Annotated in this window: 22 protein-coding genes and 1 pseudogene; 10 read left to right on the top strand and 13 right to left on the bottom strand. The window is 54.8% G+C overall.

Annotated elements, in window-relative coordinates; translation table 11 throughout:
* The first annotated feature begins 348 nt into the window (after positions 1-348).
* Entirely contained in the window at positions 349-1,551 is a 1,203-nt protein-coding gene (locus CLU84_RS05655; RefSeq protein WP_144445411.1) for a hypothetical protein, read from the top strand.
* A gap of 93 nt (positions 1,552-1,644) precedes the next feature.
* Here CLU84_RS05655 and CLU84_RS05650 read toward each other — a convergent pair whose 3' ends face one another.
* Genes CLU84_RS05650 through CLU84_RS05640 form a run of 3 tightly spaced genes read right to left on the bottom strand, consistent with a single transcriptional unit; the run spans position 1,645 to position 4,996 of the window.
* Positions 1,645-2,526 (bottom strand): plasmid partitioning protein RepB C-terminal domain-containing protein, encoded by an 882-nt coding sequence (locus CLU84_RS05650; protein WP_099736348.1) that lies wholly within the window; start codon positions 2,524-2,526, stop codon positions 1,645-1,647.
* Positions 2,523-3,440 carry a ParB/RepB/Spo0J family partition protein gene (locus CLU84_RS05645; protein ID WP_099736347.1) on the bottom strand — a complete coding sequence of 306 codons (918 nt, stop codon included), beginning with the start codon at positions 3,438-3,440 and terminating at the stop codon, positions 2,523-2,525. Before CLU84_RS05645 ends, CLU84_RS05650 begins: the two co-directional genes overlap by 4 nt.
* Positions 3,437-4,996 (bottom strand): recombinase family protein, encoded by a 1,560-nt coding sequence (locus CLU84_RS05640; RefSeq protein ID WP_099736346.1) that lies wholly within the window; start codon positions 4,994-4,996, stop codon positions 3,437-3,439. The genes CLU84_RS05645 and CLU84_RS05640 overlap by 4 nt, the downstream gene beginning before the upstream one ends.
* 645 nt (positions 4,997-5,641) lie before the next feature.
* Between CLU84_RS05640 and CLU84_RS22320 the strand changes: the two are divergent.
* Positions 5,642-5,812: pseudogene (locus CLU84_RS22320) on the top strand (IS3 family transposase); the annotation flags it as partial.
* Between the two features lie 333 nt (positions 5,813-6,145).
* Here CLU84_RS22320 and CLU84_RS05630 read toward each other — a convergent pair.
* The 4 genes from CLU84_RS05630 to CLU84_RS05615 form a co-directional block, all read right to left on the bottom strand.
* Positions 6,146-6,892 carry a hypothetical protein gene (locus CLU84_RS05630; RefSeq protein WP_158235171.1) on the bottom strand — a complete coding sequence of 249 codons (747 nt, stop codon included), beginning with the start codon at positions 6,890-6,892 and terminating at the stop codon, positions 6,146-6,148.
* A 147-nt stretch (positions 6,893-7,039) separates the two neighbouring features.
* Positions 7,040-7,894, bottom strand: a complete 855-nt coding sequence (locus CLU84_RS05625; protein WP_099736343.1) for a hypothetical protein — start codon at positions 7,892-7,894, stop codon at positions 7,040-7,042.
* 61 nt (positions 7,895-7,955) lie between these two features.
* Positions 7,956-8,732 (bottom strand): hypothetical protein, encoded by a 777-nt coding sequence (locus tag CLU84_RS05620; RefSeq protein WP_099736342.1) that lies wholly within the window; start codon positions 8,730-8,732, stop codon positions 7,956-7,958.
* Positions 8,733-8,740: 8 nt separating this feature from the next.
* Positions 8,741-9,655, bottom strand: coding sequence for a WYL domain-containing protein (locus tag CLU84_RS05615; protein ID WP_099736341.1), 915 nt, complete (start codon positions 9,653-9,655; stop codon positions 8,741-8,743).
* A gap of 100 nt (positions 9,656-9,755) precedes the next feature.
* Between CLU84_RS05615 and CLU84_RS05610 the strand changes: the two genes are divergently transcribed.
* From CLU84_RS05610 to xth, 8 genes are all read left to right on the top strand, one after another.
* Entirely contained in the window at positions 9,756-10,949 is a 1,194-nt protein-coding gene (locus tag CLU84_RS05610) for a metallohydrolase (protein WP_099736340.1), read from the top strand.
* Positions 10,940-13,186 (top strand): ThiF family adenylyltransferase, encoded by a 2,247-nt coding sequence (locus CLU84_RS05605; protein ID WP_099736339.1) that lies wholly within the window; start codon positions 10,940-10,942, stop codon positions 13,184-13,186. Before CLU84_RS05610 ends, CLU84_RS05605 begins: the two co-directional genes overlap by 10 nt.
* Positions 13,187-13,535: 349 nt before the next feature.
* Positions 13,536-13,883, top strand: a complete 348-nt coding sequence (locus CLU84_RS05600) for a type I restriction endonuclease subunit M (RefSeq protein WP_233209935.1) — start codon at positions 13,536-13,538, stop codon at positions 13,881-13,883.
* Positions 13,883-14,506, top strand: a complete 624-nt coding sequence (locus CLU84_RS05595; protein ID WP_099736338.1) for a hypothetical protein — start codon at positions 13,883-13,885, stop codon at positions 14,504-14,506. Before CLU84_RS05600 ends, CLU84_RS05595 begins: the two co-directional genes overlap by 1 nt.
* A gap of 118 nt (positions 14,507-14,624) precedes the next feature.
* Positions 14,625-15,908: a hypothetical protein gene (locus CLU84_RS05590; RefSeq protein WP_233209934.1), complete on the top strand. Its 1,284-nt coding sequence runs from the start codon at positions 14,625-14,627 to the stop codon at positions 15,906-15,908.
* Between the two features lie 72 nt (positions 15,909-15,980).
* Entirely contained in the window at positions 15,981-16,226 is a 246-nt protein-coding gene (locus CLU84_RS05585; RefSeq protein ID WP_233209933.1) for a hypothetical protein, read from the top strand.
* Entirely contained in the window at positions 16,223-16,957 is a 735-nt protein-coding gene (locus CLU84_RS05580) for a zeta toxin family protein (protein ID WP_099736336.1), read from the top strand. The genes CLU84_RS05585 and CLU84_RS05580 overlap by 4 nt, the downstream gene beginning before the upstream one ends.
* A 390-nt stretch (positions 16,958-17,347) precedes the next feature.
* Positions 17,348-18,124, top strand: coding sequence for an exodeoxyribonuclease III (gene xth, locus CLU84_RS05575; RefSeq protein WP_099736335.1), 777 nt, complete (start codon positions 17,348-17,350; stop codon positions 18,122-18,124).
* A gap of 144 nt (positions 18,125-18,268) precedes the next feature.
* On the opposite strand, the gene ntrC is transcribed toward xth, so the two are convergent.
* From ntrC to CLU84_RS05545, 6 genes are all read right to left on the bottom strand, one after another.
* Positions 18,269-19,786: a nitrogen regulation protein NR(I) gene (gene ntrC / locus CLU84_RS05570; RefSeq protein ID WP_099736334.1), complete on the bottom strand. Its 1,518-nt coding sequence runs from the start codon at positions 19,784-19,786 to the stop codon at positions 18,269-18,271.
* 46 nt (positions 19,787-19,832) lie between these two features.
* The gene (gene glnL / locus CLU84_RS05565) at positions 19,833-20,942 is read right to left on the bottom strand and encodes a nitrogen regulation protein NR(II) (RefSeq protein WP_199173691.1); all 1,110 of its coding nucleotides are present in this window, start codon (positions 20,940-20,942) and stop codon (positions 19,833-19,835) included.
* Positions 20,943-20,978: 36 nt separating this feature from the next.
* Entirely contained in the window at positions 20,979-21,497 is a 519-nt protein-coding gene (locus CLU84_RS05560) for a hypothetical protein (protein ID WP_099736333.1), read from the bottom strand.
* Between the two features lie 178 nt (positions 21,498-21,675).
* Complete coding sequence (gene glnA, locus CLU84_RS05555; RefSeq protein WP_099736332.1) at positions 21,676-23,091, bottom strand: type I glutamate--ammonia ligase; 1,416 nt, start codon at positions 23,089-23,091, stop codon at positions 21,676-21,678.
* A gap of 284 nt (positions 23,092-23,375) precedes the next feature.
* Positions 23,376-24,254, bottom strand: a complete 879-nt coding sequence (locus CLU84_RS05550; protein WP_099736331.1) for an EI24 domain-containing protein — start codon at positions 24,252-24,254, stop codon at positions 23,376-23,378.
* A gap of 14 nt (positions 24,255-24,268) precedes the next feature.
* Positions 24,269-25,249 (bottom strand): sterol desaturase family protein, encoded by a 981-nt coding sequence (locus tag CLU84_RS05545; protein WP_099736330.1) that lies wholly within the window; start codon positions 25,247-25,249, stop codon positions 24,269-24,271.
* Positions 25,250-25,265 lie beyond the last annotated feature (16 nt).

Genomic DNA, 25,265 nt, shown 5'->3' with positions numbered 1-25,265 from the left:
CAGCCTGTAGGCGTTCGCAGCGGCACCCAGCTGGAGTCAAACGTCTATAACTACTACGCCGAGTGCCAAAACCCGGACACTGAACTGTGTAGCGTCAGTAGCCCCCATCCGTCGCTCTACATGTACACGGTGCTGACACCCGACATTCCCTTTGATGATCTAGGCGAGCATTGGGTCGTTGATTTGCGCAAGTTTCCACCTGCCAGGGGGGCCGTGAAGGTGCTGCGTGTTGCGACCAGCACAGGGGATGTGCACGCAATCCGCTTGAAGTTGCTCTATGACAAGGCTGCATTGGCAGGTGCCACGCGCAAGCCAGCGCCAGTAGCTGCTTCAGCGCAGCCTGCTGCAATGCCTCAGTCCACGGTGCCCATTTCGACTACCAAGGTTGTGAACACTGCTTCAAAACCAGCTGTGGGTGTTGAGCAGGTGACCATAGAACCCGGCGGAAAGCCAGCTGCACGTAACAACGTGGTGCGAGCGGGGCAAGCGGTGCCTCCTAATGCATCACCTTCGTTGTCAGCTGCAACACCCCCCGTCAGCGTCGATGGGAGAACTGTTGCACAAGCTGGCGCGCAAAGAGCCGCCATCACCACGGGAGCAGCTTCTACTTCTGAAGCTGCTGCTGCTTTGCCGCCGCTTTGCATTGATGGAATTTGCCTGGGAGCATCCATTCAGACCTTGAACGCACCTTTTGAGCCTGTGTTGACTTTGGGTGAACAATTGCGCTCTGGCCTCACTCTGCACGGCACTTTGCCTCCAAATGCTGAGGAAAGTTTCAAGCGCATGGAAGCCTTGTACCGTAAGGGCGACAAGGAGGGCCTTGAGAAGGAAGCAATGACGTGGCCCACATCCTATAACTCAGGGCGTGATCAACTGCTCAAAAACCTATTCCATCTGGTTCAGGCATACGAATTGGCAGAGCAGGCACTCGGAGGTAAACGCAATGCCGATACCGTGGCGCTAGCCATGTACTTTGTGCCCCAGCCGGTGAATCGAAAGGAAGGGTTTCGAGGTACCGTGAACATCAAAGCGAACCCCATGGGATTCGCGACGGGGTCAAGCCTGAACTTTGACCAGGGCTTGCCCAAGCTGATGGCCAAAACCAAGCCGAGGTTTTGCGGTGCGTTCCGCCTCGAAGGCTATTACGAAAGCAAGTCAGGCTATGCGACTACTGTGGCAGTGCAGACCGATAGCGACGGCGACTTCAAAGTCATCACCATGCAGCGCTTGTTCACGAACGCCTCCCGAGACAGCGTGCAGCAATTGCATGAGGAACTGGCGCAGCGCTATGCTTCGGCAATCAAAGCCAACATCGCTAAGCTGAAAACGGAAGGATCAAGAGTACAGCTGAGTTTCATGCACCCGATCATGATCCAAGGGGTGGGCGCGGGTGCCGACGAGGCCAGCAAGCTTTTTCAAGCCCTTTGGCAGCAAGGCTGGATGGACTTCAAAGGCAAGAACGCGGGCTTGCTGGGAGCCATGAATACCATAGCCAGCCACAATAAAAGCAGCATGGCCGCCTGCAAGCCGAAGGCGCTGCCATTGGATTGATGGAGGACACTCCCTCCACGCATCTCAGGCAAGGCGCAATGGACGGTAATGCTCCGGCGATGTTCAGGCACTGATCACCTGAAGAAGGGCCGGTCACTTGTCCAGATTCTTCATGCGCACGATGCGATCGAATTCGTTGAACATGTCGTTGTGGTGTTTGGTCAAATACCGCAGGACGGCCTCATTCGCCATGAGCTTCGCTAGGTAGCCTTTGGCCAGTACCAGATTGAGCACGTCCTGGCTATATGACTGCTCAGCGAGCTTGAATTGTTCTTGAAGGTTGCCCATTTCCCACTCCATCTTCGACATTTGCTCAGAACTGACTCCGGTCACCTTTCTTGTCTTGATTTCGCCGACGAGCATATTGCTAGGTGTGGCTGCCACCAGGGCCTGAGCGTAGGCGACAGTGATGTTGTTGGCGCTGATCATCAATTCCACACATTCGATCTGCCGTGTGGGTTTGAGCTTTCGGAGAACCGCTCCCAGATTGGGTGAGAAATTCTGGTCGCGCAGCAACTCGACCGCTTCGGGGCAGATGCCATCCAGCAAGTTCAGCTTCTTGATGATGTGACTGATGTCCACATCTAAAGCTATGGCTAGTTTTTCTGGGGACACGCCGCGTTCAACGGCGCGTCGGATCATGACGTGCTCCTGAATCGAGGAGAGTCGATTGAGCTGGTTGTTGTAGGTGTAGCTTTCGTCATCAATGGCCACCAAGCATGGAGCTTTGTCGAAGCCCAGTTGCATCAGCGCCACCAGGCGAGTATGTCCGTCTAGCAGGATGTACTGTCCTGCCCGGTTGGGTTTACCGACAGACAGTGGCTCAATCAGGCCCACGGCCTCAATGGAGGCGATGATCTGCTTGAATTTTCGAGACGTCTGCAGCCCTGCTGGGTTTTTGCGCAATGGCAGGATGGCAGACAGCGGTAGAAGGAGTGGCTCGGGAATGAAGCCTAAAGGGGGCTTCTTGCTCATACTCCTTTGCCTTTCTTCCAGACGCGATCGGCCAGGTACTGCGGTAAGGTGCCTAACCCTTCGGCGCGCAGTAGGTTCACGAAATTTTCGTCTCCTAGCAACTGTCGCAAGCCGCCGGCGATGAACAACAGGCTGTGCTGGGCGACTTCCGCTTTTCTGACCATTTGTTTCTGGCGTTCGACTTCACGTTGGTAGTTGCGCACCAGACTCGATGTGGTAACGCCTTCAATAGGTTTGCGCGGCGCAGAGCCGGTACCGGGGCCGACGGCTGCTTTCCCTTGAACCCGGCGGCGCTCGTTCACGCGCCGCGCCTGGATCAGGTGGTTGCCACGTAGCTGCCCCGACTCATAGGCTTCCTGCAGGGCTTCCTGAACTGCTTTGTCATCGCCCGCGCCGGCAATGGCCATGGCCGCATTTAGAGGAATTCGCCCGCTGCCTACGGCCATGAGAAGCCGCTCTTCACCGTGCTGGAGCAGATACAAAATGTCTTTGACGTATTCCGCACTCAGACCAGTTTTCTTGGCGATGGTTTGCCTGTCGTAGCCTTGCTCCCGCAACTGCCCAATCCCCGCCATTAGTTCTAGCGGGCTGAATTTGCGGCGAGCAATGTTTTCCGTCAAGCTCATGATGAAGGCTGATTCATCGTCGACCTGCATTACCATGGCTGGTATTTCCTGTTGGCCCAGGGTCTTGAAGGCTTTGAACCGCCCCTCACCACAGATGAGCAAGTAGTGCTCTCCATGGCTGCCGGGACGGGGCGTCACGATGATGGGCTTCTTCAAACCTATGCTCTGAATGTTGCCGACGATCTGATCAAAAACGCGGCTGTTGCGCTCGCGGGGATTGAGCACTTCGATGCGATCCAGCGGAATCATCCGAAGCTCCGCCTTACGGTATTCTTTGCTTGGGTTCATGCAACTCTCCTGATGCGCATGCGCCGGGTCATCCCATACAGATAGTCCAAGTTGTCAAAGCGATAGCACTCGAATTCAGTGCTGTTGTGCTCTGCCAGATGGATTCGCGGTTGGCCAAAATCCAGCCGCGGCAGCAGGTAGTAGTCCAGCGCAGTCTGGTTGCTATCGTTCAGGCGCACAGCTACAGTGATGTCCGGCGCGAGGGTAGTGTCAAAACGCACCTTCCACCGCCGTCGTCCGCTGTCAAGTTGCTGGCACCGGGTGAGCACCAGTGAGACAGTGAATTCACGATTGACCGTCAACAGGTCGGAGGCAGGGTCGCGTTCGACCGAGCCTCCGATTTCGGTAATCATCCGTTCGGTCTCGCCAACGACTTCCGGGTGCAGCCGACGCAGAAACTGATTGACCTCAAGGTATTGGTAGTCCCGATCCGGCGTGAAACCGACTGTTTGGTAAGCACGAATCAGACTACCGAAGCGGTGCGCGTAGGACGCTGCTGATGGCACGCCTTCGGCTTCGTCAATGATCAGCCCCGAGAGATAGCCGTGCCGCTCATACAGTCCGCGCAGCTTGTCGATCAACTCTTCGTTGGTATATCGGTGCGCCCGCTCACGCAGAATACCTTGCGCGGTATAGAACAGAGGCTGTGACACGATGCCCTCGAATGCGCCGTCTTTTCGCACCCACTGCTCCGGTAAGTTGACGATACGAAGCTGCTTGAGCTTGAAAGAGCGGCGATTGAAGATGTTATTGCCGATGTACTTCTCGTTGGACAGCACCTCACGCACCGTGGCCCGCGTCCAACTGCGCTGCAGGTCAGTGAGAGTTCCTTGGGTATTGAGCCGTTCTGCAATCTCTGATTCAGACAGGTTGTCATCGACAAACCAGTGGTAGATCTGGTTGACGGTGGCAACTTCAGCACCCGGCCCTGGTTGGAGGATGACGCGATCTGTTTGCAGGCTTTTATGCTCTCCGCGCACCAGTTCACCCTTGAGGGCTCCTGTCTGATCGATCAACGCGCGGCGCAACCCGTAACCTGCAGGGCCACCTTGGCGGAAGCCCAACTCAATCAGGCGGCACTGGCCCGCGAATACCTTGGTCGACAATTCCCGGCTATATTCACCGGCCATACTGCGCTTGACCGTCTTGAAAAGGCTGGAAACGGATGATCCATCGTTCTCGAACTGCTCTGCGCAGTAAGCGACCGCAATACCGGCATTGCGGCAGATGTACTCGTAATAAGCACCCTCATCAGGATCTTGGAAGCGACCCCAGCGGCTCACGTCATAGACCAGAATGATCTGGAAATTAGTCTTGCCGGACTGAACATCCTTGATCAACTCTTGCAGCGCCTTGCGCCCATCGATGCGCAGACCGCTCTTGCCCTCGTCGGCGTAGGTGCTAACGATTTCGATATTGCGCCTGGCGGCGTATTCTCGAATCTTGTCAGCCTGGTTTTCTGTCGAATACTGCTGGTGATCCGTAGACATGCGCACGTACTGCGCCGCGCGCAGTGGTGATGAGTCTGGATCGGCTGAAACAATGGTCGTTGCCATGGTGCGCTGTCGCCTTCGTCAATACAACTGGACTTCTCGGCGCAGCCCTGTTTTTTCTGGCGAGGCTTAGCCTCCAGAATGCCGTGCGCATCACAGCATTCATTGCCATGCGAGCTGGCCGAGAAAACATTTAGAGATAACGATAGGGAGCAAATACAAGGCCGTCGATCAAGTCTTCTCTTTGCAGGCATCCTTTTTGCAAGGACAGTCGAGGCAGACTGGCATGAGTTCAACCAGCCATCCACCAGGTGCTACTGATGGAGAAACTGCGATTTGCCGCAATCGGTACAACCCGGTAGGCAGTGGTGACACGTCCAATTTTGCGGAGCCGCGGGATGTGTCCTTCACAACTGTATTTCGGCTTAATTTTTGCGCTTGGGAGTTGCGTGCGCGGTAGTTGGCCCAATAACCGGGGTTTCGGTCAAGCCAAGCCCGCTGGGCATCGCGCTGGCTCGCTCGGTAGTCTGGGTCGTTGCGCAGCTTGTCTTGCTGCCAGCGCAGTTTGCGAGCCCGCTGGCATTCAGGGGTCGAGCAATAGGCTTGATTGGGGACTTGTGGTTGAGATTGGAAAGGTAGCCCGCAGTTGGCGCAGATTCGGGTCATTAGCTTCTCCATGCAAAACCCGCATGAGAAACCCAAATTGCACCACGGTGTCACTCACATTCAGAAGGTCAATCGTCTCTGTATGACTACATGAGCCGCATGGACCTGCACGATGTGCCGACCGTACTGGGGTAATTGCCGAGAGCGTTCGAGCACTTCAATGAAATCCATCCGCATTCGAGTTTAAAGATGATGTCGCCGGGGGAGGTCTGACGACGGCAGAGTCACCCCGCCCATCAGGGCTAACCTCAGCGACTGGACGGTGTCCGTGAGATAGCCTCCTGAATCCCCGGAAACGGTCCATCGCTTATCTTTCACATAGGCATAGGACTGTGTATATGACTAGGCATACAGACACGAGTGAAATCATCACCCTAGACCAGCGCCTGCAGGCACTAGCCTATCGACGAGAGTGCTGCTCTGGTCGATGCACGTCTCACTTTGCCGCTCGCCAAGAAGGTGTCTCGGCCAGTTTGCTGTTCGCCTGGCACAGGCTTGAGCGAGAATGAGCACTTGTTGCCGTGGGTGCATCGCTTGATAAAATATCTAGCCTCCGAGGCGTGGCGAATGCATAAGCCATTCATAGGCCAATCCATGAATGCACGCGCCACTCAGCGCATAGAAGAAAATGCCGAACATTAGGCTTGGCCAACCGGCAGTGCGATTAGTAGCCCAAGCAACGCCTCGCCAAAGCGAGGCCCATCGTCCGCTACCGCGCTGGTTGGACAGCGCAACATAATGAGTCAACCTAGCAGCCGCCCAAAGTGTCGCTAAAGCGCCAACTAGAACACCTATCGCCTGTGTGAAGAGCCAGTGACGCTGCGGAGGACTTAAGACATTCAGATAGAAATTCACGAAGCCGTGCTTCGTCGCCGCCTCGACCGCTCCGGGAAGAATTTGAACCTTCGCACTAGCGGCTAACCAGAGACTCACAAACAGACTTGCTAAAGGGAAAACAATATACGCAAACCAAGTCCCCAGAAATTCCCCTCGAATCGCCGCAGCGATTCCTGCAGCTGCGTTGAAAGAAATAAATGTCAACGTAAATGTGGCCCACCATGCAACTCCTACCTCCGCATACCTAGCATAGCCCCACGTCAGCAAAAGTACGGCAGCAATGCCTATAGGAAAGACCCAACTTCCGTCATCCTGTGTGCCGCGTTGAACTTCAATTCGGTGAACGAAGATGATTCGCGTTTCATTTACGGTCTTGGGTGGCGAGGATCTTTCATCCGCAGGTTGAACCATTACAGTTAATGCCAAACCCATCACAGCACCGATCAGCGGCGACAAGAGCAGCCCCTGAACGGAGGGATCGCGGAACCATTGTATGAACAGATCTATCATTCGACGAAATAACGTTTGACATAAAAATCAAAGCCCGCTTACCAGCGGAAGTTGACTCATTGAACCAGTAAAATCTGAAGAAAGCTCTCAGCCTTAAGACGTCCTCCTATCTGAATCAACCAGCATTTTGTTGTTCTTTACGGCACTCATCGCCTCCTTGAAGCAGGAATACACGTGCTCGAACAGGACTCCACGGGTGCGTAGGATGAATAGTGCATCGACCACATTCTTGAGCACGAACGAAGTCGAAGCTATGTCTGCGATGGCGCAGCGTGTAGGGAGCATGGTCTCCCATTCATTGCTAGGTTCTACTGGGTAAAGACGGTGCCTGCCATTCAAATCCTCACAGCGCACCCAAGCTGAACCATCCTTGAGTATCAGTGCAAGAGCCGATTTTTTGGGGTTGACCCAATTACTAGCCGGAAGCGGTGCAAATGTTATCTTTTTTGCGGCAATGAGTGCCAGCTCTGCAGTTCTCTTGGCTACCTTTTCATTGAATTCTTCCCAGCGTCTTATGGCTTCTTGCTTTGAAATCTGATCCGTCCTTAAGCGCTGTTCTCGAAGTTCATGCCCTGCGTTAATACACTGCTGCTCAAGCTCTTGCTTGTAGCGTTCAGCATCTTCAAGATGAATTTTTTCTACTGCAATGTGCGCCTCATATTCAGCACTAAGCTTTTCAACTAATTGTTCCGTATTATTTATTAGTTGTGCTAGTTCTTCTGGATTAAGCTTGCGACCCGTCTCGCCAAAGCGCTCAGTGAATTTTGCCTTGGACTTCAAATCAGGATATCCTTCTTTGAAGCATGTGGAACCGATAACCTTTAGCGTAGCATCATCCAGTACGACGTGAATCGCGCTATAGACTGGATGGTTGCATTCGTTGTGCTGACATCGAATTCGGTTTTCCTTGTCAGTAGAGACAATGGCCAAAAGTCTGCGCTTGGTCATTCTTGTCGCTTTCCTTCAATTTCAAATTCAGCCCAAAAATCAATAAGGTGATCTATTTTGTTTAAGTTTTCGGGGTTTTAGGTGTCCTTTTACGCGCTGCAGGAAGTGATGAAAGGGATTCAAAGAGACGCTCAGCATACGTGGCACCAGCTCGGCGCACGCTCTCTTCATTGAAATAGAAAACCCAGGAAGCAAGCAACGCTAACGAAATTAGCAGCGTCAGAGAAGCCGCCAAACCAGGATCAGATAAGCGTTCAAGAGAAATAGTCAATGGTGATAATTGAACTACTCTCGCAATGATTAGCCCATACCCCAGTCCCAAAATAGCGGTCAGTATCCCGATTGGTTTCATCGCGACCATATTCCGGTGATATCCATAAGTAATGTTTTCCTTGAGCAAAAGCGTCTTCTGGCCTCGAGTCAATTCCCGGATCCGTCGCACCGCGCCGATGTAAATATCGTCAGCATTTTCAGGGTCAGCTGCCTCCTCGTCGGGAGAAGGCATGAGCATCCCCAACTTGGTCGCGATCTCATTGTGGTAGCGCACTCTACTGACCCGATCAAGCCAGCCTCTCTCCCTATGGCGAAGTGCAATAGTGGTCGGCATTCCCCCCCACTTTTTAACTAGCCTCTCCTCTAGCTTCTTACCTTGACCTCTGGCGACATTAGCCAATGCCCACAAGGAACCACACCCACTGAGTAGCGCCACCACGCCAGTCAGCACTGGATGACGCGCTCCATAAACGCATACAAGAGGCACTAGCAAAGGAAGGGATACCATGAGCCCAGGAAAGAGGCGTGCCTGTCGCACATAAGGATCTTTGATTAAATCAATCATAGGATGATCTAAGTGGATTGGACTTCCAAAATGTACTTTTGCAGAGCTTCGCGATTCTTTAAGACAACCTGCAGTTCAATAGAACTCATCCTTAGCTCATCTTGCTCGCGAAGATTGAGCCGTCGAAGTGTGTAAAAGAGCAGTGCTTGGCGGCACTCGAACCTCGCCTCGCCATTCTTCATCGAATAGTCAAGTTCTACCACGCGCTTTTGCGCAGCGGTGAGTTGCGGGTGGGGCTCCAAAATCAGCGTCAACTTTGTATGCCATCCACTGTCCAACTCGAAATCAACTTCTGTAAAACCAAGCTCCTCTGTATTGAGCAAACGCGCCAAAACAAAATCGCCAAATCGTTCTCGCTTGTGACAAAAGGCCCGCACATGCCATCGAAATCCATCATAGCCAAGCGCATGAGGCGACAAAGTGCGCCAGCTCGGCTCCGGTGAACTCATGGACTGGTAATTCACACGCAAAGACAGCTTTTTGCGGATCGCTCGTACAACAGAATCAACCGTCTGATCGTCAAACGTTCGCCAAGGTGAAGGGACCGCATCCAAGGGGGGTGGAGTACCAATAAAGCTGGCATCTCGCCCAAGTAGCCCTGCCTCAACGGCCAAGTTTTCGGCGAGAAAACGTTTCGCTGAATTGAGCGAGTAAAAAGCACGAAAAGCTGATGTCGCAAGATATGTCTTGGAGCTTGCGTCGTAGTCAAGATTTCCAGGTGCGAGAAGCTTGTACTTACTAATGTCCAAAGACGCCTGTGGCGTCGACACCCCGAACTGCTCTGTTAAGTCAGTGCGGTTGAGCTTTCCCTCCCACCGCAAACGGAAGTCGATGAAATGAAGCCGACGCTCTTGCCCTCCGCCCATCTTGGGCTCTAGGGAGCTGGAGTTGCGCGTTTCTGATAGGTCATGATCAGGAGTCATGGGACGAGTCTACTTTATTGATGAATAAAAAAAATATACGTATACTAAATATACGCATCTGAAGTGGATGCATATTTTTCGCTTCTAAGGAATACTTGCTATGCCAACCACAGTGACGTTCTTCCCGGTCGACAACGGTGACATGACGCTGATCCGCTTTGGCGATGTAGCCTCCACTACTTTGCTCATTGATGCGCGTATTCGCCAAGCTGCAGACGATCCAAAAGACAGCACCAGAGATGTTGCTAAGGACCTGCGTGGACAGCTCAAGAAGGATGACAAAGGGCGTCCTTACGTTGACGCCTTTCTCATCAGCCACCCTGACGAAGATCATTGCCTAGGAGTGACCCGACACTTCTACTTGGGGCCATTGAGTGAATACCCTGACGACGAAAAGGACTACAAGGACAAGAAGATCGTGATCCGCGAACTCTGGTCCTCCGCTATCGTTTTCCGGCGTGCAAGCACCCAACATACGCTTTGTGAAGATGCGAAAGCAATTTGTGCCGAGGCCCGTCGCCGCGTAAAGCTCTACCGCGAGAGCAAGGTGATCGGCGAGGCTGGTGATCGCATCCAGATCATGGGTGAAGATGTCAACGGGAAAACCGATGACCTCGGCGGAATCGTCCGAAAGGTCGATCAGAGTTTCAGCACCATCAACGGCTCCGCATCTAAATGGTTTAGTGCACATCTGCTCGCCCCCCTCGATGCTAGTGATGAAGAGGCCGTGGAAGAGTGTCTAGCCAAGAACCAGTCCAGCGTGATCATCAACTTTACTTTGGCGGCCAACGAGATCACCCCCAATGGTGTCAAGTTCCTAACAGGTGGAGATGCCGAGGTATTTATCTGGAAACGCCAGTGGGAGCGTCACAAGCACAACCTGGAGGTGCTGGAGTACGACTTGCTGGAAACGCCGCACCATTGCTCTTGGCACTCGCTTTCCGAAGATAGTATTTCGGAGAAAAAAGATAAGGCCAAAGTTGCCCCAGACGCACTAAATGCGCTGTCCCAGGCTCGCGCCGGTGCAGTCATCGTGGCCAGCTGCAAAGCGATCAAAGATGACGAGTGCGATCCGCCGAGCTTCCGCGCAAAGGAAGAGTACGAAAGCATTGCCAGTGGCGTAGGCGGAAGTTTCCTGTGCACAGGGGAATACCCCTCCGAAAATGCTGTGGAACCAATGATCTTTACCGTCACTTCGCAGGGGCTGTCTAAACCCGGCAAGAAGGAGGCAGGATACAAAGCCGCCGGTCTGATGTCTGCGGCAGTCACACCTCTTCCGCACGGATGCGCATGATTAAAGACGCGCTTGACCAACTCAGACAACATCGTGGCATCGCGCGGGTTGGAGCCCCTTCTGAGTCAGATGGCCTAGTGCAAGTTGAAGTAGATATTCCCGTTGAGCTTCCGAGTCGGGCCATCGCGCTTGGAGTTTCTGCAACTGGGGTTCGTGCTGTCGAGACCTGCACTCTGGTGTTCCGCAATTGGCCCATGCAGTCACCTCGGGTTCTTTTGAGACCCGACTTTCCGCGAAATCTGCCGCATATCAACCCAGGCGCTGCAGGCACTCCAGTCAATCCTTGTATCTTTGAGGGATCCATCGACGAGTTGCTACACCGGCTCGGACTCGATGCCGTAATCGACCAAATAATTGATTGGCTGACCAAAGCGGCAGGTGGGTACCTTATTGATCCAGCCCAAGGTTGGGAACCCACGCGCCGCGACAGCTGCCCCTCAATCATTGTTGCCAGCGCGGATAAGCTGATCGCCGTAACACCGTTAACCGGAGAGATCTACGAGTCAGGGGCAGGCTATGTCTGCATTGAAGATGGAATCTACGCTTACTTGGATGAGGGCATTCTATCTGCACCAGGTTTGAAGTTCAGCCAGGAAACCAAGACTGTTGGCAAACAACAAACTCAAGCGGGGATATGTCCCGTTTTGGCAGTACGTGCGCCTGTCAGAGTTGATGGGGCACACGTCGTGTCCACTTATCACCCGGAGTCAGTTGTTGATCTTCCGTCTTTGCTTGAGCGGGCGCGACTTGCCGGTGTAGATAGCGAAGCGTTAAACCAAAAGTTGGCGCAGGTTTATCAAGATAGCGTGTGGGCGTCAGACGCAAATCCGAGAACGTGGTCTGCGGGTCTCTATGTAATCGTCATACTGCTCGTGGAGAGGCCAACCCACCTAATTGGTGCTCCAGAACGCCGCATTGAAGTCCTGCCGTATGTAGTTCGATTCAACGTAAATCCAAGTGATCTTTTCCAGAGAGAGGCGACAGCTCATCCAGCCTTTCATAGCCACTCGCTAACCTCTCAGTTGTTGGCACAAGCGTCCGGAAAAAGTGCAAAAGATCTGTCAAAAAAGATAGTGTTCTTAGGAGCTGGCAGCCTGGGCTCAAAGTTGGCACTCCACCTTGGACGAGCTGGGTTTGGAAGCCTTGCTCTTGTTGACAACGACCGTATGTCGCCGCACAACTTGGCGCGCCACGCACTACTCAGATACAGCCCAGCAATCGATGGCAACAAGGCTGAAATGATGCGGGAGGCGTTGGCTGCACTCTCCCATTATGAAGTCAAATCTTCTTCCGACAATGCCGTCATGCTGCTAAAGAGCGAAGCTCGATTTAGCGAGGTGGTTGAAGGAGATGTGGCATTCCTCATTGACTCGACAGCATCCTTGCAAGTACTGGCAGCCCTGGCGACAAGTGAACCGTTGGATCAACATGGAGTAAGGGTAGTGCGCGCCCAGCTGTATTCCTTTGGTCGCTGTGCGGTACTTACTCGTGAGGGCAAGGGAAGGACAACTCGTGCAGACGATCTAAACGCATTGGCATTCGAGATTGCGAGAGGGACCCCATCGGTTAGATCGGCCATCACAGGTGGAGAAAGCAATCTAGCCCGACTTTTTGTAGGGGACAACTGCAGCTCTCTGACCATGCCGATGCCCGACTCGGTGATTTCCAGGGCTGCCTCATCGATGAGCATTCAGATAGAACATTGGCTGTCTGAAGGTTGTAGTGATGATGGTGAACTGTGCATCGGTATCGAGGATGCGTCTGGCTTGGGCTTGCTGTGGAGTAAGTGCACCGTTTCGCCAACAACAGTAATACCGCGAAAGGATAGAACAGGCTGGGAGGTTCGAGTGCTTCATCACGTCGCCAGTGCAATCGATGCAGACGCGCGGAAATGGGGGGCACTCGAAACCGGCGGAGCTCTTGTCGGCCGAGTGAACAATGAGACCCGTACCGTAACGGTGACTGGGCTAATTGCGCCTCCCCCCGATAGTACGCGCTCCCCAGTCGAGTTCACTTTGGGTACAGAGGGGCTGGCTCAAGCGCTACGACAGGCACACAGTGATAGTGCAGGGCACCTCATGTTTGTTGGGACTTGGCATAGCCACCCGATGGGTGGGGGTCATTCCGGCATTGATCGACAAACTCTTAGAAAAATTGCAGAAATAGGAAATGGCTTACCGATGCTTTCTTTGGTGTGGACACCTCATGGATTCATTTGTGAGGTTGAAAAGGTTTGATTTAATTCATCACAAATTCAACTTGTAATCCCTTCCCACTTCTTTTAAATACCCATTTAAATATATCAAATATGTTTTATATTTGATTTTTAAATATTACTTATAATAGCCATGCGTTGTGCTACGAGCACAACCAGCCGACCCTGCCCTAATCGGCTACTGCTCTCGCATCGGGTCTTGAGCTTCCCCCCTGTTTTATCCCACCTGAATTGATCAGGTCAATTGCTCGCGCAAGCCTTTGAAGGCTTGTGCGGCACAGCTGTGCCTGCTGATTTGAGTTGGTACTGGAGGGGGAAGCCTCGAGCTGTGCTGGGCACTTCTTTCCCACTTTTCCCTTCTGGAGTTTTCTATGACTGATACAGGTCAGGCCGCTGCATACCCGAATGATTCTTCTCCTGTTTCTCATAACAAGGCCGCTGCTGGTGCACCTTTGTTCGCCTTGGGTCAGGTGTTAGCTACACCTGGGGCCTTAGATCTGCTGGAAACCCATCAACTGACAGCACTACCGTTTGTACTGCGTCATGTGTCGGGTGATTGGGGTGATATCAGTGCCGAAGACCGCCAAGCTAACGTTGATGCTTTGCAGTATGGCTATCGGCTGATGTCGGTATATGTGCTTTCCAAGTCAGAGCGTTTGTGGATCATCACAGAAGCTGACCGCAGCAGCACGACGCTGTTATTGCCCGAGGAGTACTGATGCTGGGGCGGCACTTTGTGGTGCACTCGCAGCTGAGTGCTGGCCGCTCAGGTGCAGTGGCCTATCAAAACAAGCTGCTGCTGCGCCAGGGCGAGAACGACATGGCTTGCGGGCACCATTGCGTGCTGATGGCTTTGATGCTGCTGGGCTTGGTATCACGGGATGCCTTGTATGAAGGTGACCTTGATGAGCGCTTGGTCGAAGTCTGTGCCATTGGGCAGTCCCGATATTTCACGGGCTGTTCGGCGGCGCAGCTCAAGGAGCAGTTTGCCCCGTTTGCAGAGCAGGTGCATTGCCGCCCATTGCGGCGTGATGTGGAAGCCCGAACAGTGGCAGCCCTGGAGTCCGATCAGGTGTGCCTGGTGCGCTTCACATCGCCAAGCTACAGCCATTGGGTCTTGGCTGTGGGCGTTATGTATGCCGAAGGTAAGCCGCATTCACTGTTGGTGCTTGACCCTTTGATGGACAGTGTGCCGCTGACCCCATGGAATGCCTTGCTGGAGCATTGGGGTAGCAAAAAGCTGCGCAACACCAATGTCCGCTGGTCAGAAAAAGCCACTGTGGAAAAGGTGGTGCAAGTGGGCCTGCGTACCCGCCGTGGCGCGGCCATTGCGCTGGCTTGAGTTTCAGTTTCTCGTTCTCTTTTACCTGATTTCCCTTGTGCACGTTGTGCGCCTGATGCTTTGTTTTTGAAGCTGCACTCAGGTGCCGTTGCGGCGTGCCTGTTTTGAAAGTTCAACCATGCACCCTTATCACTTGAGGTGGCACCGCTACCGGCGTTTGCTGGCGGCAGTGATGACCTTGCCCAACCTCGATGTAGAAACCCCTGTTTTGCATGAATTCAGCGGCCAGTGGCCGTGCTGCTTCACTGGCTGTGCCGAAGCTGGGCGCTATGTGCATACTGCAAGGCCATGCATGGAGCTGCAGTCGGCCATGGTGCTGGAATTGGTCGATGCGGCGCTGCAGGTGATTGAGCCGCTTAGCCAGCGCACTGCTGCATGGCAGGTGTTTGCACGGTGTGCTGTGCCGCAACTGGGTTTAGGCAGCTTGGCACGGCTGGTGGTACTGTTGCAGCAATACGGGCCTGATGACGATGCTGAATTGGCCGTGTTGCTGTGGCAAGGCGAAATCACCCAGCCGGCGTCCACTATCAAGGCCGTGCAGCGTTTGCGTAGCCTGGTCACATTCTTGCAAGGGCAGGGCGTCACGGATGCCGCCAGTTGGCTGCAGTGGCGGGATACGGCAGATGCACAAGCTGTCCTGCAAGGTGCACAACACCAGCCGCCAGACACGATCAACGCTTTGCTATGGCACTTGGACAGCGGGCGCTGTGATGTACCTTGGGTGTTGATGTTTGCAAGGAGGGGGCTGAGCCAGGCACCCGCGCATGGGCACATCATGCTGGCTGTCCAGGAAATGGCCGAGGCCATGGATCTGAGTGCCAAGGCTTTGGCCAGGCGCATTGCGTGGCATGAGCGGCTGTTCCAAGCCTTGGACGATATGCCCGAATTTCGGCTGGCATGGTGGCGATGCGTGAAGCGTACTTTGCAGGCTCAACTGACGAATGCCACATGGGTCAAACTGCAGGTGCAGGGTGTGACGGAGCCTTTGCCGCTGTCATTGGCCGTGCACCTGCGCCAAGGGCAACCCATGCTGACGATTCAGCTGCCGCGAGCGTTTGGTGCTGCACCTGCTTGGCGCAACTTGACCATCGTTCAGCTGAGGCAAGAAGACTGGGGAGCTGGACTGGGGCTGCGCTTGCTGCTGCAAGGTGAAGGTGTACTGCCCGCTCAGTTGCAGCTGGAAATCGCCAAACGCTGGAAAGTAGCGCAACTGCAGCCACCAGTGTTTGAGCGACTTAGTGCTAAACAGTGGGAGATAAGTAGCTGCTGGTGTGATGGGCTGTGGAAGCCTTCCAGCATGAACCCGGATGATGTGACCGTCTGGGCGACCGACACGGCGCTGCAAGTGATGGAATATGTGCAGCTGCTCAAGGGAATGCTGCGTGGCGAAGGTGCTGGGTGAGAAATTGCCTGCTACAGCGCTGTGAGGTTTTGACTGGTATAAGTAGCGGTGAACCATGGAGGATCATGAATGATGAACCACTCTCGAATGAGCGAAGAGTCCATGCAGCGCATGGAAGCCCGCATTCCCGAGTTGGCGGGTAGTGCGTTCAAGCTGGCCTACTTGCAAGCGCTGACTACCAACGGCAAGGTGATAGAAGCGCGTCACGGTCAGTTGGTTGAAACCACTGCCGAAGGTGCTGTGCGTGTCATTCGCAGCATCGCAAAGCCAACACCAGTGCGTGTGGGCGAGAAGCGTGTACGGGCACGTAAAGCATGACGATTCCTGTTCCTCGCCTGCGAATGTTTGCAGGCCCGAATGGTTCGGGAAAAAGTACGATCAAGGACGTGCTACCGCCGCAGTGGCTTGGTATCTACGTCAACGCAGACGAAATTGAAAAAATCATCCGTGCCGACGGCTGCTTGAGTTTGGCTGCGTTTGAAGTCGATGCGGATACGCAAGAGTTGCAAGCGTTCTTGCTGGCATCAACACTGCTGAAAAAGGCTGGGCTTTTAGCCCAAGCCTCGCAGTTGGCCTTGGTTGATGGGCGTGTGGTGTTTGGGCCTGTGGCGGTCAATTCATACTGGGCATCTGTGCTGGCGGACTTTATTCGGCACAAGCTGTTGGTATCGAAGGTATCTTTCACATTTGAGACCGTGATGTCATCGCCTGACAAAGTGGCGTTTTTGCAGAAGGCGCAGCAGGCGGGCTACCGCACCTACTTGTACTTTGTGGCGACGGAGGATGCCGACATCAATGTGTCACGGGTCAAGTACCGTGTGCAAGTTGGCGGGCATCCTGTGGCGGAAGACAAGATTCGTAGCCGCTATGTGCGCTCGCTGGAATTGTTGCCGCAGGCCGTGACGTACGCTGACCGAGCTTACATATTCGACAACTCAGGGGCTGAGCGGGTGTGGGTGGCCGAAGTGACCGATGGCCTGGAAATCGAAATGAAAACCGATGAAATGCCGGCCTGGTTCAAGGCGGCGTTGTGGGATCAGTTTGAATAAGGTATTCCATCAATCAACATTGTGGCGTAGTGCTGAAACGCAAGCGCACCAATGCCGCTAAGAGGGAAATCAGCAACTGCTGGTGTGATGGCCTGTGGATGAGCTCAAGCATGAGCCCACCGGCTAGGCCACCAGTCCTTGTGCAGTTGTACAACTGCACAAGGGCATGCTCAATGCTCATGGGCCGTGGGCGCGACGTAGCCGCCCTACTCCTAAAGTTAAAGCCTAAAGCGCGCTCGCGCAGCGGGAACGATGTGGCTGATACGATAGAAGGAGCTAAAAGAACGACCTTTTTTGAACAATTTTTTTGGGTAGCTAGCTGGGTAGCTAGAGCTAGAAACCTAAAAATCAAATACGCAACCCATTGAAATTAAATGGGTTTATATAACAATGAAAATTGCTACCTGGAATGTGAACTCTCTGACGGTGCGTCTGCCCCAAGTACTGGACTGGCTGGCGGCGAACCCTGTTGATGCGCTGGGCCTGCAGGAGCTCAAGCTCACTGACGACAAATTCCCTCACATGGCTTTTGAAGAAGCCGGATACAAGGCCATCAGCCACGGACAAAAAACCTATAACGGCGTGGCCTGGATCACACGAGAAACGGGCCGCGATGTGGTGCGCAATATTCCCGGCTTTGAGGATGAGCAAGCCCGCATCCTTGCAACGACGATTGATTCACCATCAGGCGAAATTCGCCTGATCAATGGCTACTTCGTCAACGGCCAAGAGCCGGGCTCTGAAAAATTTGCCTACAAAATGCGCTGGCTGCAGGCGCTTCATGACTGGGTCAAAGAGCAACTGGCTTTGCATCCGCGTCTGGTTCTGGTGGGCGACTTCAACGTAACCCCCGAAGATCGCGACTCCTATGATCCTGTCGGACTCAAGGACACGATTCACCACACAGTAGAAGAGCGTGGGCATTTTCAGGACTTGCTGAAACTCGGCCTGAGCGATTCATTTCGCATGTTTGAGCAGCCTGAAAAAAGCTTCTCATGGTGGGATTACCGCATGCTGGGCTTCCAGAAGAACCGTGGTCTGCGCATTGACCATATTCTGGTCAGCGACGCACTGAAAAGCAGTGTGACTGCCTGCATTGTGGATCGCACGCCTCGCAAGAACAAACAACCCAGCGATCACACCCCTGTGGTAGTTACGCTGGGCTGAAGTGAGCGAGTGGCTGCGAATTGCGTTGAATATGTCTCAGTCTGGGCCGTGGCTCAGCCACTGCAAAGCCTCACACTGAACACAACAAATACAAGCCAGAGAACTGAAGATTTGCCTTCGAGATAGAGCACTTAGTCAAGGCATTCAATCAAAGTTTTCGTTCTCCAGCCCCAGCTCCTGCAGCTTGCGGGTAATGGTATTGCGACCAATGCCCAAGCGGCTCGCAGCCTCAACGCGCCGGCCATGGGTAGCGGCCAGTGCGGTACGCAGTAGCTGCGCTTCGAACTTGTGGGAGAGTTGATCCCACACATCGTTATGCCCCTCTGAGAGCAGCTCTTGCGCTTGTTTGCCAAGCCCCTCCAGCCAGCCTTCAGCCTCAGCAGGCAATTGAATGAAGGACTGGGTAGCCTCGGCACTGAGCACAGGCTCTACTTTCTCAGCAGGCTGTGCAGCAACTGACGGTGCAGGTGCCTCAGCCACTGCGCCGCTGTTAAGCACTTCAGGCGGCAAGTCCTTGAGTGCAATCTGCTGCGCAGGAGCCATGACGGTAAGCCAGTGACAGATGTTTTCCAGTTGGCGTACGTTGCCCGGAAAGCCAAAAGTCTGCAGCCGGTTCATGGCAACACCGCTCATGCGCTTGGGCTCCACCCCTAGCTGACGTGCACTTTGCTGCAGAAAATGCTGGGTCAGCATAGGCACGTCTTCCTTGCGCTCACGCAGGGCTGGCAAACGCAGGCGAATGACATTCAAGCGATGGAACAAGTCCTCGCGGAAAGCACCATCCTTGACGCGAAGCTCCAAGTCCTGATGGGTGGCCGCAATCACGCGCACATGAGCCTTGACGGCTTGATGACCACCCACCCGGTAAAAATGCCCATCAGAAAGCACGCGCAGCAGGCGTGTCTGCAACTCGAAGGGCATGTCGCCGATTTCATCGAGAAACAGAGTGCCGCCTTCGGCTTGTTCAAAACGGCCACGGCGCTGGGTTTGCGCTCCGGTAAATGCACCGCGCTCGTGCCCGAACAGTTCGGACTCCAGCAAATCTTTGGGAATTGCTGCGGTATTGATAGCTACAAATGGTCCTCCAGCAACGGGAGAATGCTTGTGTAAGGCTCTAGCTACCAACTCCTTACCCGAACCGGATTCTCCAGTAATCAAGACCGTGACCTGGCTCTGACTCAATCGGCCAATGGCGCGGAACACGTCCTGCATGGCCGGGGCTTGGCCCAGCATCTCGGCCTGTACCGGGGCCTGCACATCGGCCACTTCTTCACGCTGGCTTTCTTCAACCGCGCGGCGGATCAACTCCACCGCCTTGGGCACGTCAAAAGGCTTGGGCAGATATTCGAATGCACCGCGCTGGAATGCGGAAACAGCACTATCAAGATCGGAGTAAGCCGTCATGATGATCATGGGCAGGCTGGGTTGCTGCGCCCTCACCTGTTCCAGCAGCTCAAGTCCTGAGCCACCGGGCATGCGGATATCACTGACCAGCACTTGCGGGGCCTGGCGCTCTGGGTCGCTGCTGTCCACATCTGCCAGGGCCTTGAGAACATCACGCGCTTGGGTAAAGCTGCGAATGGGCCAGCCTTCGCGCCCCAATGCCTTTTCAAGCACAAAGCGGATGGAAGGGTCGTCGTCCACAATCCAGATCGGCTTCATTCGTGCAACACCCTTTCCCTGTTCGGAATATTAGTAATGTCAGGCTTTATGGCAGCGGGATCAGAATTCGGAAATCCGTCCTCCCGGGCTGGCTATCGCATTCGATCAAGCCATGATGGCGCTGAACAAAGGTCTGAGCGAGCGTCAGACCAAGGCCTGAGCCACCATCTCTGCCAGATACCAAGGGATAGAAAATTCGCTCCTTGATGGCATCGGGTACACCTGAACCGTTATCAATGACATGCAATTCCAGTGCCAGTCTGTGGCGCTCACGCCCTAAAGTGGCTTGCCTGGCCACACGGGTCTTGAGAATGATCTCTGCATCGCCCTCGGCAATACGCCTGCCCAGTGCCTGCGCAGCGTTCTGGACAATGTTCAGCAGGGCCTGAATCAGCTGCGCGCTGTCGCCGCGGAACTCGGGGATGGAGATGTCGTAGTCACGCAGGATCTTGAGCCCTTGCGGATGCTCGATCAGCACCAGCGAACGAACGCGCTCGCACACCTCGTGAATGTTGACGTCACCCACATCATGCGGCTGGCGATGCGGTGCCAGCAGACGATCGACCAGAGCCTGCAGGCGATCTGCCTCATGGATGATGACGGTGGTGTATTCCAGCAGCTCCGGCATGACCAGATCCATCTGCAGCAACTGCGCTGCACCGCGAATACCGCCCAGCGGGTTCTTGATCTCATGCGCGAGATTGCGAATCAGCTCCTTGTTGGCCTGAGCCTGCTCGCGAATGCGCTCTTCGCGGTCCTGGCGGGCCTGCTGCTCAAGCGGCCACATCTCGACCATCACATGCCCAGCCTTCTCCGCCAAAGAGACTGCTGCGTGAATCGGCAATGGCTCCAGCCCCAGACGCAGCAAGTTGGCCTCAAAACGCAGCGCGGCGAAATCATTGGAGCGCGCACCGCTCAAGGCCTTGTCCAGCAAGGCGGGCTCGGCCACACAGGTGGCAAATTCGCTGCCCACCATGATTCGGCGCGACTGGCCCAGCGCATTCTCCAGCGCCGCATTGACAAAACGCACCATGCCGCGCTCATCCAGCACGGCAATCAAGGTGCAGAGCCAGTCTAAAGACTGGTAGTTTTTTTGGTCGGTTTCATCCAACTCCAGGTTGGATGCATCGGGGGGCAAGTCAGCGGTTGAACTCATGCAATAGATCAGATGTAACCAGCCCCGTGGGCCGGGTTAATTGCCTGCGGGCAAGCGATCCAGTTCTCGCTTGATGCCCGCAACATCACTCTCCTGGCGGGCGAGATCGGCTTTTAGCTTGGCCACCCGCTCTGGGTAGCCCTGAGGGTTGCGCAGCTCCAGCGCAGTGCGCACAGGGTTGCCATCGTTGTATTCAGCCTTCAACTCACTTAAACGAGCTTGCGCCTTGCTCAGCTCGCTTTGCAAGATGGCGCGGGCATCAGAGTCACGTGCTTTTTGGGCGGCGTTATCGCTGCGCACAGGTGCAGGTGCTGCGCTGCTGGAGCTTGCCGCTTTGGGCTTGGCCGGTGCAGCAGTTGTGCCAGCGCTGCCGCTGCCAGATGAACGCGTGCCATGAATGACGGTGACGCCGCCGCCATCAACAGGCTTGCAGCCTTTGGCCTTGGCCTGCGCCACGTTGTTGGTGTATTCATTGCCACAGCGGTAAATCGCATCCTGCGCAAAGACAGCGCCAGACGCAGCAAGCAGCAACGACAACACATAAAGCTTCTTCATTCGTTCCCTCTCAGGCAGACAGCGATAGCAAGTCCGCGATACCTTGAGTATCGCTCCAAGCTTGCAGGTTTATTCACTACTTGATTGCTGTCGTCCTGTTTGGTTCCTTATGGGCCACGCTACCTAAATGACTGTGCAATAAAAAAGGCGGCTTGCGCCGCCTCTTTTGCACCTCGCCTTACAGCGAGAAGTACATGTCGTATTCGACAGGATGGACCGACTGACGGTAGCGAGTCACTTCGCCCATCTTCAACTCGATGTAGGCATCCAGCATGCTGTCGGAGAACACGCCACCCTTGGTCAGGAAAGCGCGATCTTCGTTCAGAGCGTCCAGGGCCTGGTCCAGGCTGTGGCACACGGTAGGCACCAGCTTGTCTTCCTCGGGAGGCAGATGGTACAGATCCTTGGTTGCTGCTTCGCCGGGATGGATCTTGTTTTCGACGCCGTCCAGACCCGCCATCAGCAGAGCCGCAAAGCCCAGGTAGGGGTTCATCAATGGATCAGGGAAGCGGGCTTCCACGCGGCGACCCTTGGGGTTGCTCACGTAAGGAATACGGATGGAAGCTGAGCGGTTCTTAGCCGAGTAAGCCAGCTTCACAGGCGCTTCAAAACCAGGGACCAGACGCTTGTAGCTGTTGGTACCAGGGTTGGTGATTGCATTCAGAGCACGGGCGTGCTTGATGATGCCGCCGATGTAGTACAACGCGAAGTCAGACAGACCGGCATAGCCGTCGCCAGCAAACAAGTTCTTGCCATCTTTCCACACGGACTGGTGCACGTGCATGCCAGAGCCGTTGTCGCCAGCGTAGGGCTTGGGCATGAAAGTAGCTGTCTTGCCGTAGGTGTTGGCTACGTTCCAGATGATGTACTTTTGCAGCTGTGTCCAGTCAGCGCGTTCAACCAGCGTGGAGAAGCGTGTGCCGATTTCGTTTTGACCAGCGCCGGCCACTTCATGGTGGAACACTTCGACAGGAATACCGACCGCTTCCAGCAACAGCGACATTTCTGCGCGCATGTCTTGCGTGCTGTCAACGGGAGGCACTGGGAAGTAGCCGCCCTTGTTACGGGGACGGTGACCACGGTTGCCGGTTTCAAACTTGGTGCCGGTGTTCCATGGAGCTTCGTATTCTTCGATTTCGAAGAAGGGGTTGTGAGGCTCGGTACCCCAGCGCACGCCGTCGAAGATGAAGAATTCTGGCTCGGGTCCGAAGTAGGCGGTGTCGCCCAGACCGGAGGCCTTCAGATAGGCTTCAGCACGCTTGGCGATCGAGCGGGGGTCACGGTCATAGGCCTTGCCATCACCGGGTTCGATCACGTCACACTGCAAAATCAGTGTGGTTTCTTCAAAGAAGGGGTCGATGTTGGCGGTGCTGGGATCGGGCACCAGTTGCATGTCCGAAGCTTCAATACCTTTCCAGCCCGCGACGGAAGAGCCGTCAAAAGCGTGGCCGGAGACAAACTTGTCTTCGTCAAAGTGCGACACGGGCACGGTCACGTGCTGTTCCTTGCCACGGGTATCGGTAAAGCGCAGGTCTACGAACTTGACCTCGTTATCCTGCACCATCTGCATCACATCTGCTACGGTCTTCGCCATTAGATCTCTCCTGCCAACGTGGCTGATCAAATAAAGAATAAATATTATTAAGCAGTTTACGTGCCAACTTCCGTTGCACCACGGTGAACCAGCATATTGTCACTTACAGATACGCTGAGCAACCTGTGTTCGCACACTGCACCAAACAGGCCCATATTGTCGCACTGCCTGAGCCTCACTCTTAATTGCACCAATCTGGTGATCTATATGCACCAAATTAGTGCAAACTTGAAAAATGACTGGTTTTGGTGCGCGGAGTGCAACGCACATGCCTCCAAGCAAACTCAGCGTGTGATCTGAGCTGCATCGCTGACATCGTGGGCAAATGGCACCTCGGGGTCTGCGGCCTGAGGTGTGGGCTGCGCCCTCATCTGCTCCAGCGCGCCCAGACAGAAATGCGCAAACCACAGCGCCGAGAAAGCAAACACAAGCGCATAAATCCAGATGGCGATGGGAATCAAAATCCAGAACGCAGCCAGAAACACCAGACCTGAAACCCAGACGATTCCCGGCGCAGCGCCCAGATAGCCGCAGATGATGCCCATCAAAATCAGCGACATGCGGTAACGCACAAACAGGTTACGGCGCTCGTCTTTGCTGGCATGTTCAGCCAAGGCATCAAAAGCCATGACCCGGTAAGTCAGCCAGCCCCAGATCAGCGGAGCAACCACCAGCATCAAGGGTGGAAAGACCCACAGCGGCAGCGTGACCAACAAAGCCAGCAAGGCAATCAAGGTGGAGCCGCCTGACCAGAGCACGCTGGCAACGGTAGATGCGCCGTGTTTTTTCTCAAGCTGAGCAAAGCGCTTTTCAGCGACCAGCTTGGTCAGCACCGGCGCCATGAAGAGGCCAGCAAACAGCAGGGTGAGAACCACCAACACAGGCGTGGCCCCCAGTACTACAAAAATAGAAGCGACCACCTCAGAGGCGTAGCTCATTCCGTGCTCTTGCAGCCACACCCAGATCGAATGCAGCCAGCCTACGCCGTCGAGCAGGTTTTGCACCCGCTGAACGGCATCCGCCCAGAAAAAGTAGCCCAGCGCCCAGGTTAGCAAGGCCATAGCCAGCAAAGGCAGCAGTGACCAGGCAATAACCCGCTTATGCAGGCAATACGCCAATGCACGCCAAAAAGAGTCGAGTAGCAAGCCCATGTCAGCAAGCATACCGAAGGAAGGCCTTAAGCGCGACCTATCAATCGTAGGACGCCCCGCCATTGTTGCGCCCAGAAGCCACGGCCATAGTCACGCAGCTTGCCTTGCGCATCTGGATGCACCTGATCGCGTACCCCCGTCGGGTCATAGCGCAGGTCAAAATTGACCGTGCCAAACAGCATGTCCCACCAGGGCAGCAGCACGCCGAAGTTGTTGCCGTGCACCTTTTTGTTGCGCACCGGCGCCATGGGTTCATGACCAATGCCGACGGCATGGTGGCGGCGATGAAAGCGCGGGCTGACCCACAGGCGCTCTCCCAGCTGACCAAACCAGATACGTACATTGGCATGCTGAAAGCTCTCGCTGAGCTGGGTCAGTGCCACAATCGCCACAAACTGGCCGGGGGCTACGCCGATGAGCTGAGCCACCAGCACGATGATGGCGTCGTGAATGACATCGTCGAGTAAATGATTGCGGGTATCGCTCCACACCGTCATCTGGCGCTGCGAGTGGTGCAGCGCATGCAGCTTCCACCACCAGCGCAGGCCGTGCTGGCCACGGTGAATCCAGTACTCAACCAGATCAAACACCACTAGGTACAGCAGCAGGCTGACCCAGGCGTTGTCCGTCACGCCCGGCCAGAGATCATCCAGATGAAAAGCGGGAAAGCCCCAGACATGGACCGTGCCCATGATGGCGTCCCACATCGGGTCAATGCTGAAGAACAGCGCCAGACGGAACAGACCCAGCCGGTGAATCAGCGTGTAGATGATGTCCACGCGAATAGCCTGATGGTCCACCACGGGCTCTACCGGCCTCCAGCGCTGCAGCGGCACGATGACGGCAATCATGATGGCGATCTGCAGCAGGCCGACCAGAAGCCAGCCGGTGGCGGCGTAACCATCTTCCAGCAGGTTGGCCATGCCAAAGTGAAACAGAAAAGGCTGCACCACACCCTCAAACAGGCGTTGCTGCGCATCTCCAAAAATCTGAATCAACCAGTCCACAAATCACTCCTGGCGC

Origin of the sequence: Comamonas sp. 26 (assembly GCF_002754475.1) — a bacterium.
Lineage (GTDB): Bacteria > Pseudomonadota > Gammaproteobacteria > Burkholderiales > Burkholderiaceae_C > Comamonas.
Note: the sequence above shows the minus strand (reverse complement) of the source record. Positions and strands in the feature narration are given on the sequence as shown.

What these genes read in the sequence shown, in the direction of transcription:
- CLU84_RS05650 (WP_099736348.1), bottom strand. Translation starts at nt 2,526, where the DNA reads ATGAGCAAGAAGCCCCCTTTAGGCTTCATTCCCGAGCCACTCCTTCTA.
- CLU84_RS05550 (WP_099736331.1), bottom strand. Translation starts at nt 24,254, where the DNA reads ATGCTTGCTGACATGGGCTTGCTACTCGACTCTTTTTGGCGTGCATTG.
- CLU84_RS05585 (WP_233209933.1), top strand. Translation starts at nt 15,981, where the DNA reads ATGAACCACTCTCGAATGAGCGAAGAGTCCATGCAGCGCATGGAAGCC.
- CLU84_RS05615 (WP_099736341.1), bottom strand. Translation starts at nt 9,655, where the DNA reads ATGACTCCTGATCATGACCTATCAGAAACGCGCAACTCCAGCTCCCTA.
- CLU84_RS05625 (WP_099736343.1), bottom strand. Translation starts at nt 7,894, where the DNA reads ATGACCAAGCGCAGACTTTTGGCCATTGTCTCTACTGACAAGGAAAAC.
- glnA (WP_099736332.1), bottom strand. Translation starts at nt 23,091, where the DNA reads ATGGCGAAGACCGTAGCAGATGTGATGCAGATGGTGCAGGATAACGAG.
- CLU84_RS05590 (WP_233209934.1), top strand. Translation starts at nt 14,625, where the DNA reads ATGCACCCTTATCACTTGAGGTGGCACCGCTACCGGCGTTTGCTGGCG.
- CLU84_RS05560 (WP_099736333.1), bottom strand. Translation starts at nt 21,497, where the DNA reads ATGAAGAAGCTTTATGTGTTGTCGTTGCTGCTTGCTGCGTCTGGCGCT.
- ntrC (WP_099736334.1), bottom strand. Translation starts at nt 19,786, where the DNA reads ATGAAGCCGATCTGGATTGTGGACGACGACCCTTCCATCCGCTTTGTG.
- CLU84_RS05605 (WP_099736339.1), top strand. Translation starts at nt 10,940, where the DNA reads ATGCGCATGATTAAAGACGCGCTTGACCAACTCAGACAACATCGTGGC.
- CLU84_RS05640 (WP_099736346.1), bottom strand. Translation starts at nt 4,996, where the DNA reads ATGGCAACGACCATTGTTTCAGCCGATCCAGACTCATCACCACTGCGC.
- CLU84_RS05600 (WP_233209935.1), top strand. Translation starts at nt 13,536, where the DNA reads ATGACTGATACAGGTCAGGCCGCTGCATACCCGAATGATTCTTCTCCT.
- CLU84_RS05580 (WP_099736336.1), top strand. Translation starts at nt 16,223, where the DNA reads ATGACGATTCCTGTTCCTCGCCTGCGAATGTTTGCAGGCCCGAATGGT.
- CLU84_RS05620 (WP_099736342.1), bottom strand. Translation starts at nt 8,732, where the DNA reads ATGATTGATTTAATCAAAGATCCTTATGTGCGACAGGCACGCCTCTTT.
- CLU84_RS05610 (WP_099736340.1), top strand. Translation starts at nt 9,756, where the DNA reads ATGCCAACCACAGTGACGTTCTTCCCGGTCGACAACGGTGACATGACG.
- CLU84_RS05655 (WP_144445411.1), top strand. Translation starts at nt 349, where the DNA reads ATGCCTCAGTCCACGGTGCCCATTTCGACTACCAAGGTTGTGAACACT.
- glnL (WP_199173691.1), bottom strand. Translation starts at nt 20,942, where the DNA reads ATGAGTTCAACCGCTGACTTGCCCCCCGATGCATCCAACCTGGAGTTG.
- CLU84_RS05595 (WP_099736338.1), top strand. Translation starts at nt 13,883, where the DNA reads ATGCTGGGGCGGCACTTTGTGGTGCACTCGCAGCTGAGTGCTGGCCGC.
- xth (WP_099736335.1), top strand. Translation starts at nt 17,348, where the DNA reads ATGAAAATTGCTACCTGGAATGTGAACTCTCTGACGGTGCGTCTGCCC.
- CLU84_RS05645 (WP_099736347.1), bottom strand. Translation starts at nt 3,440, where the DNA reads ATGAACCCAAGCAAAGAATACCGTAAGGCGGAGCTTCGGATGATTCCG.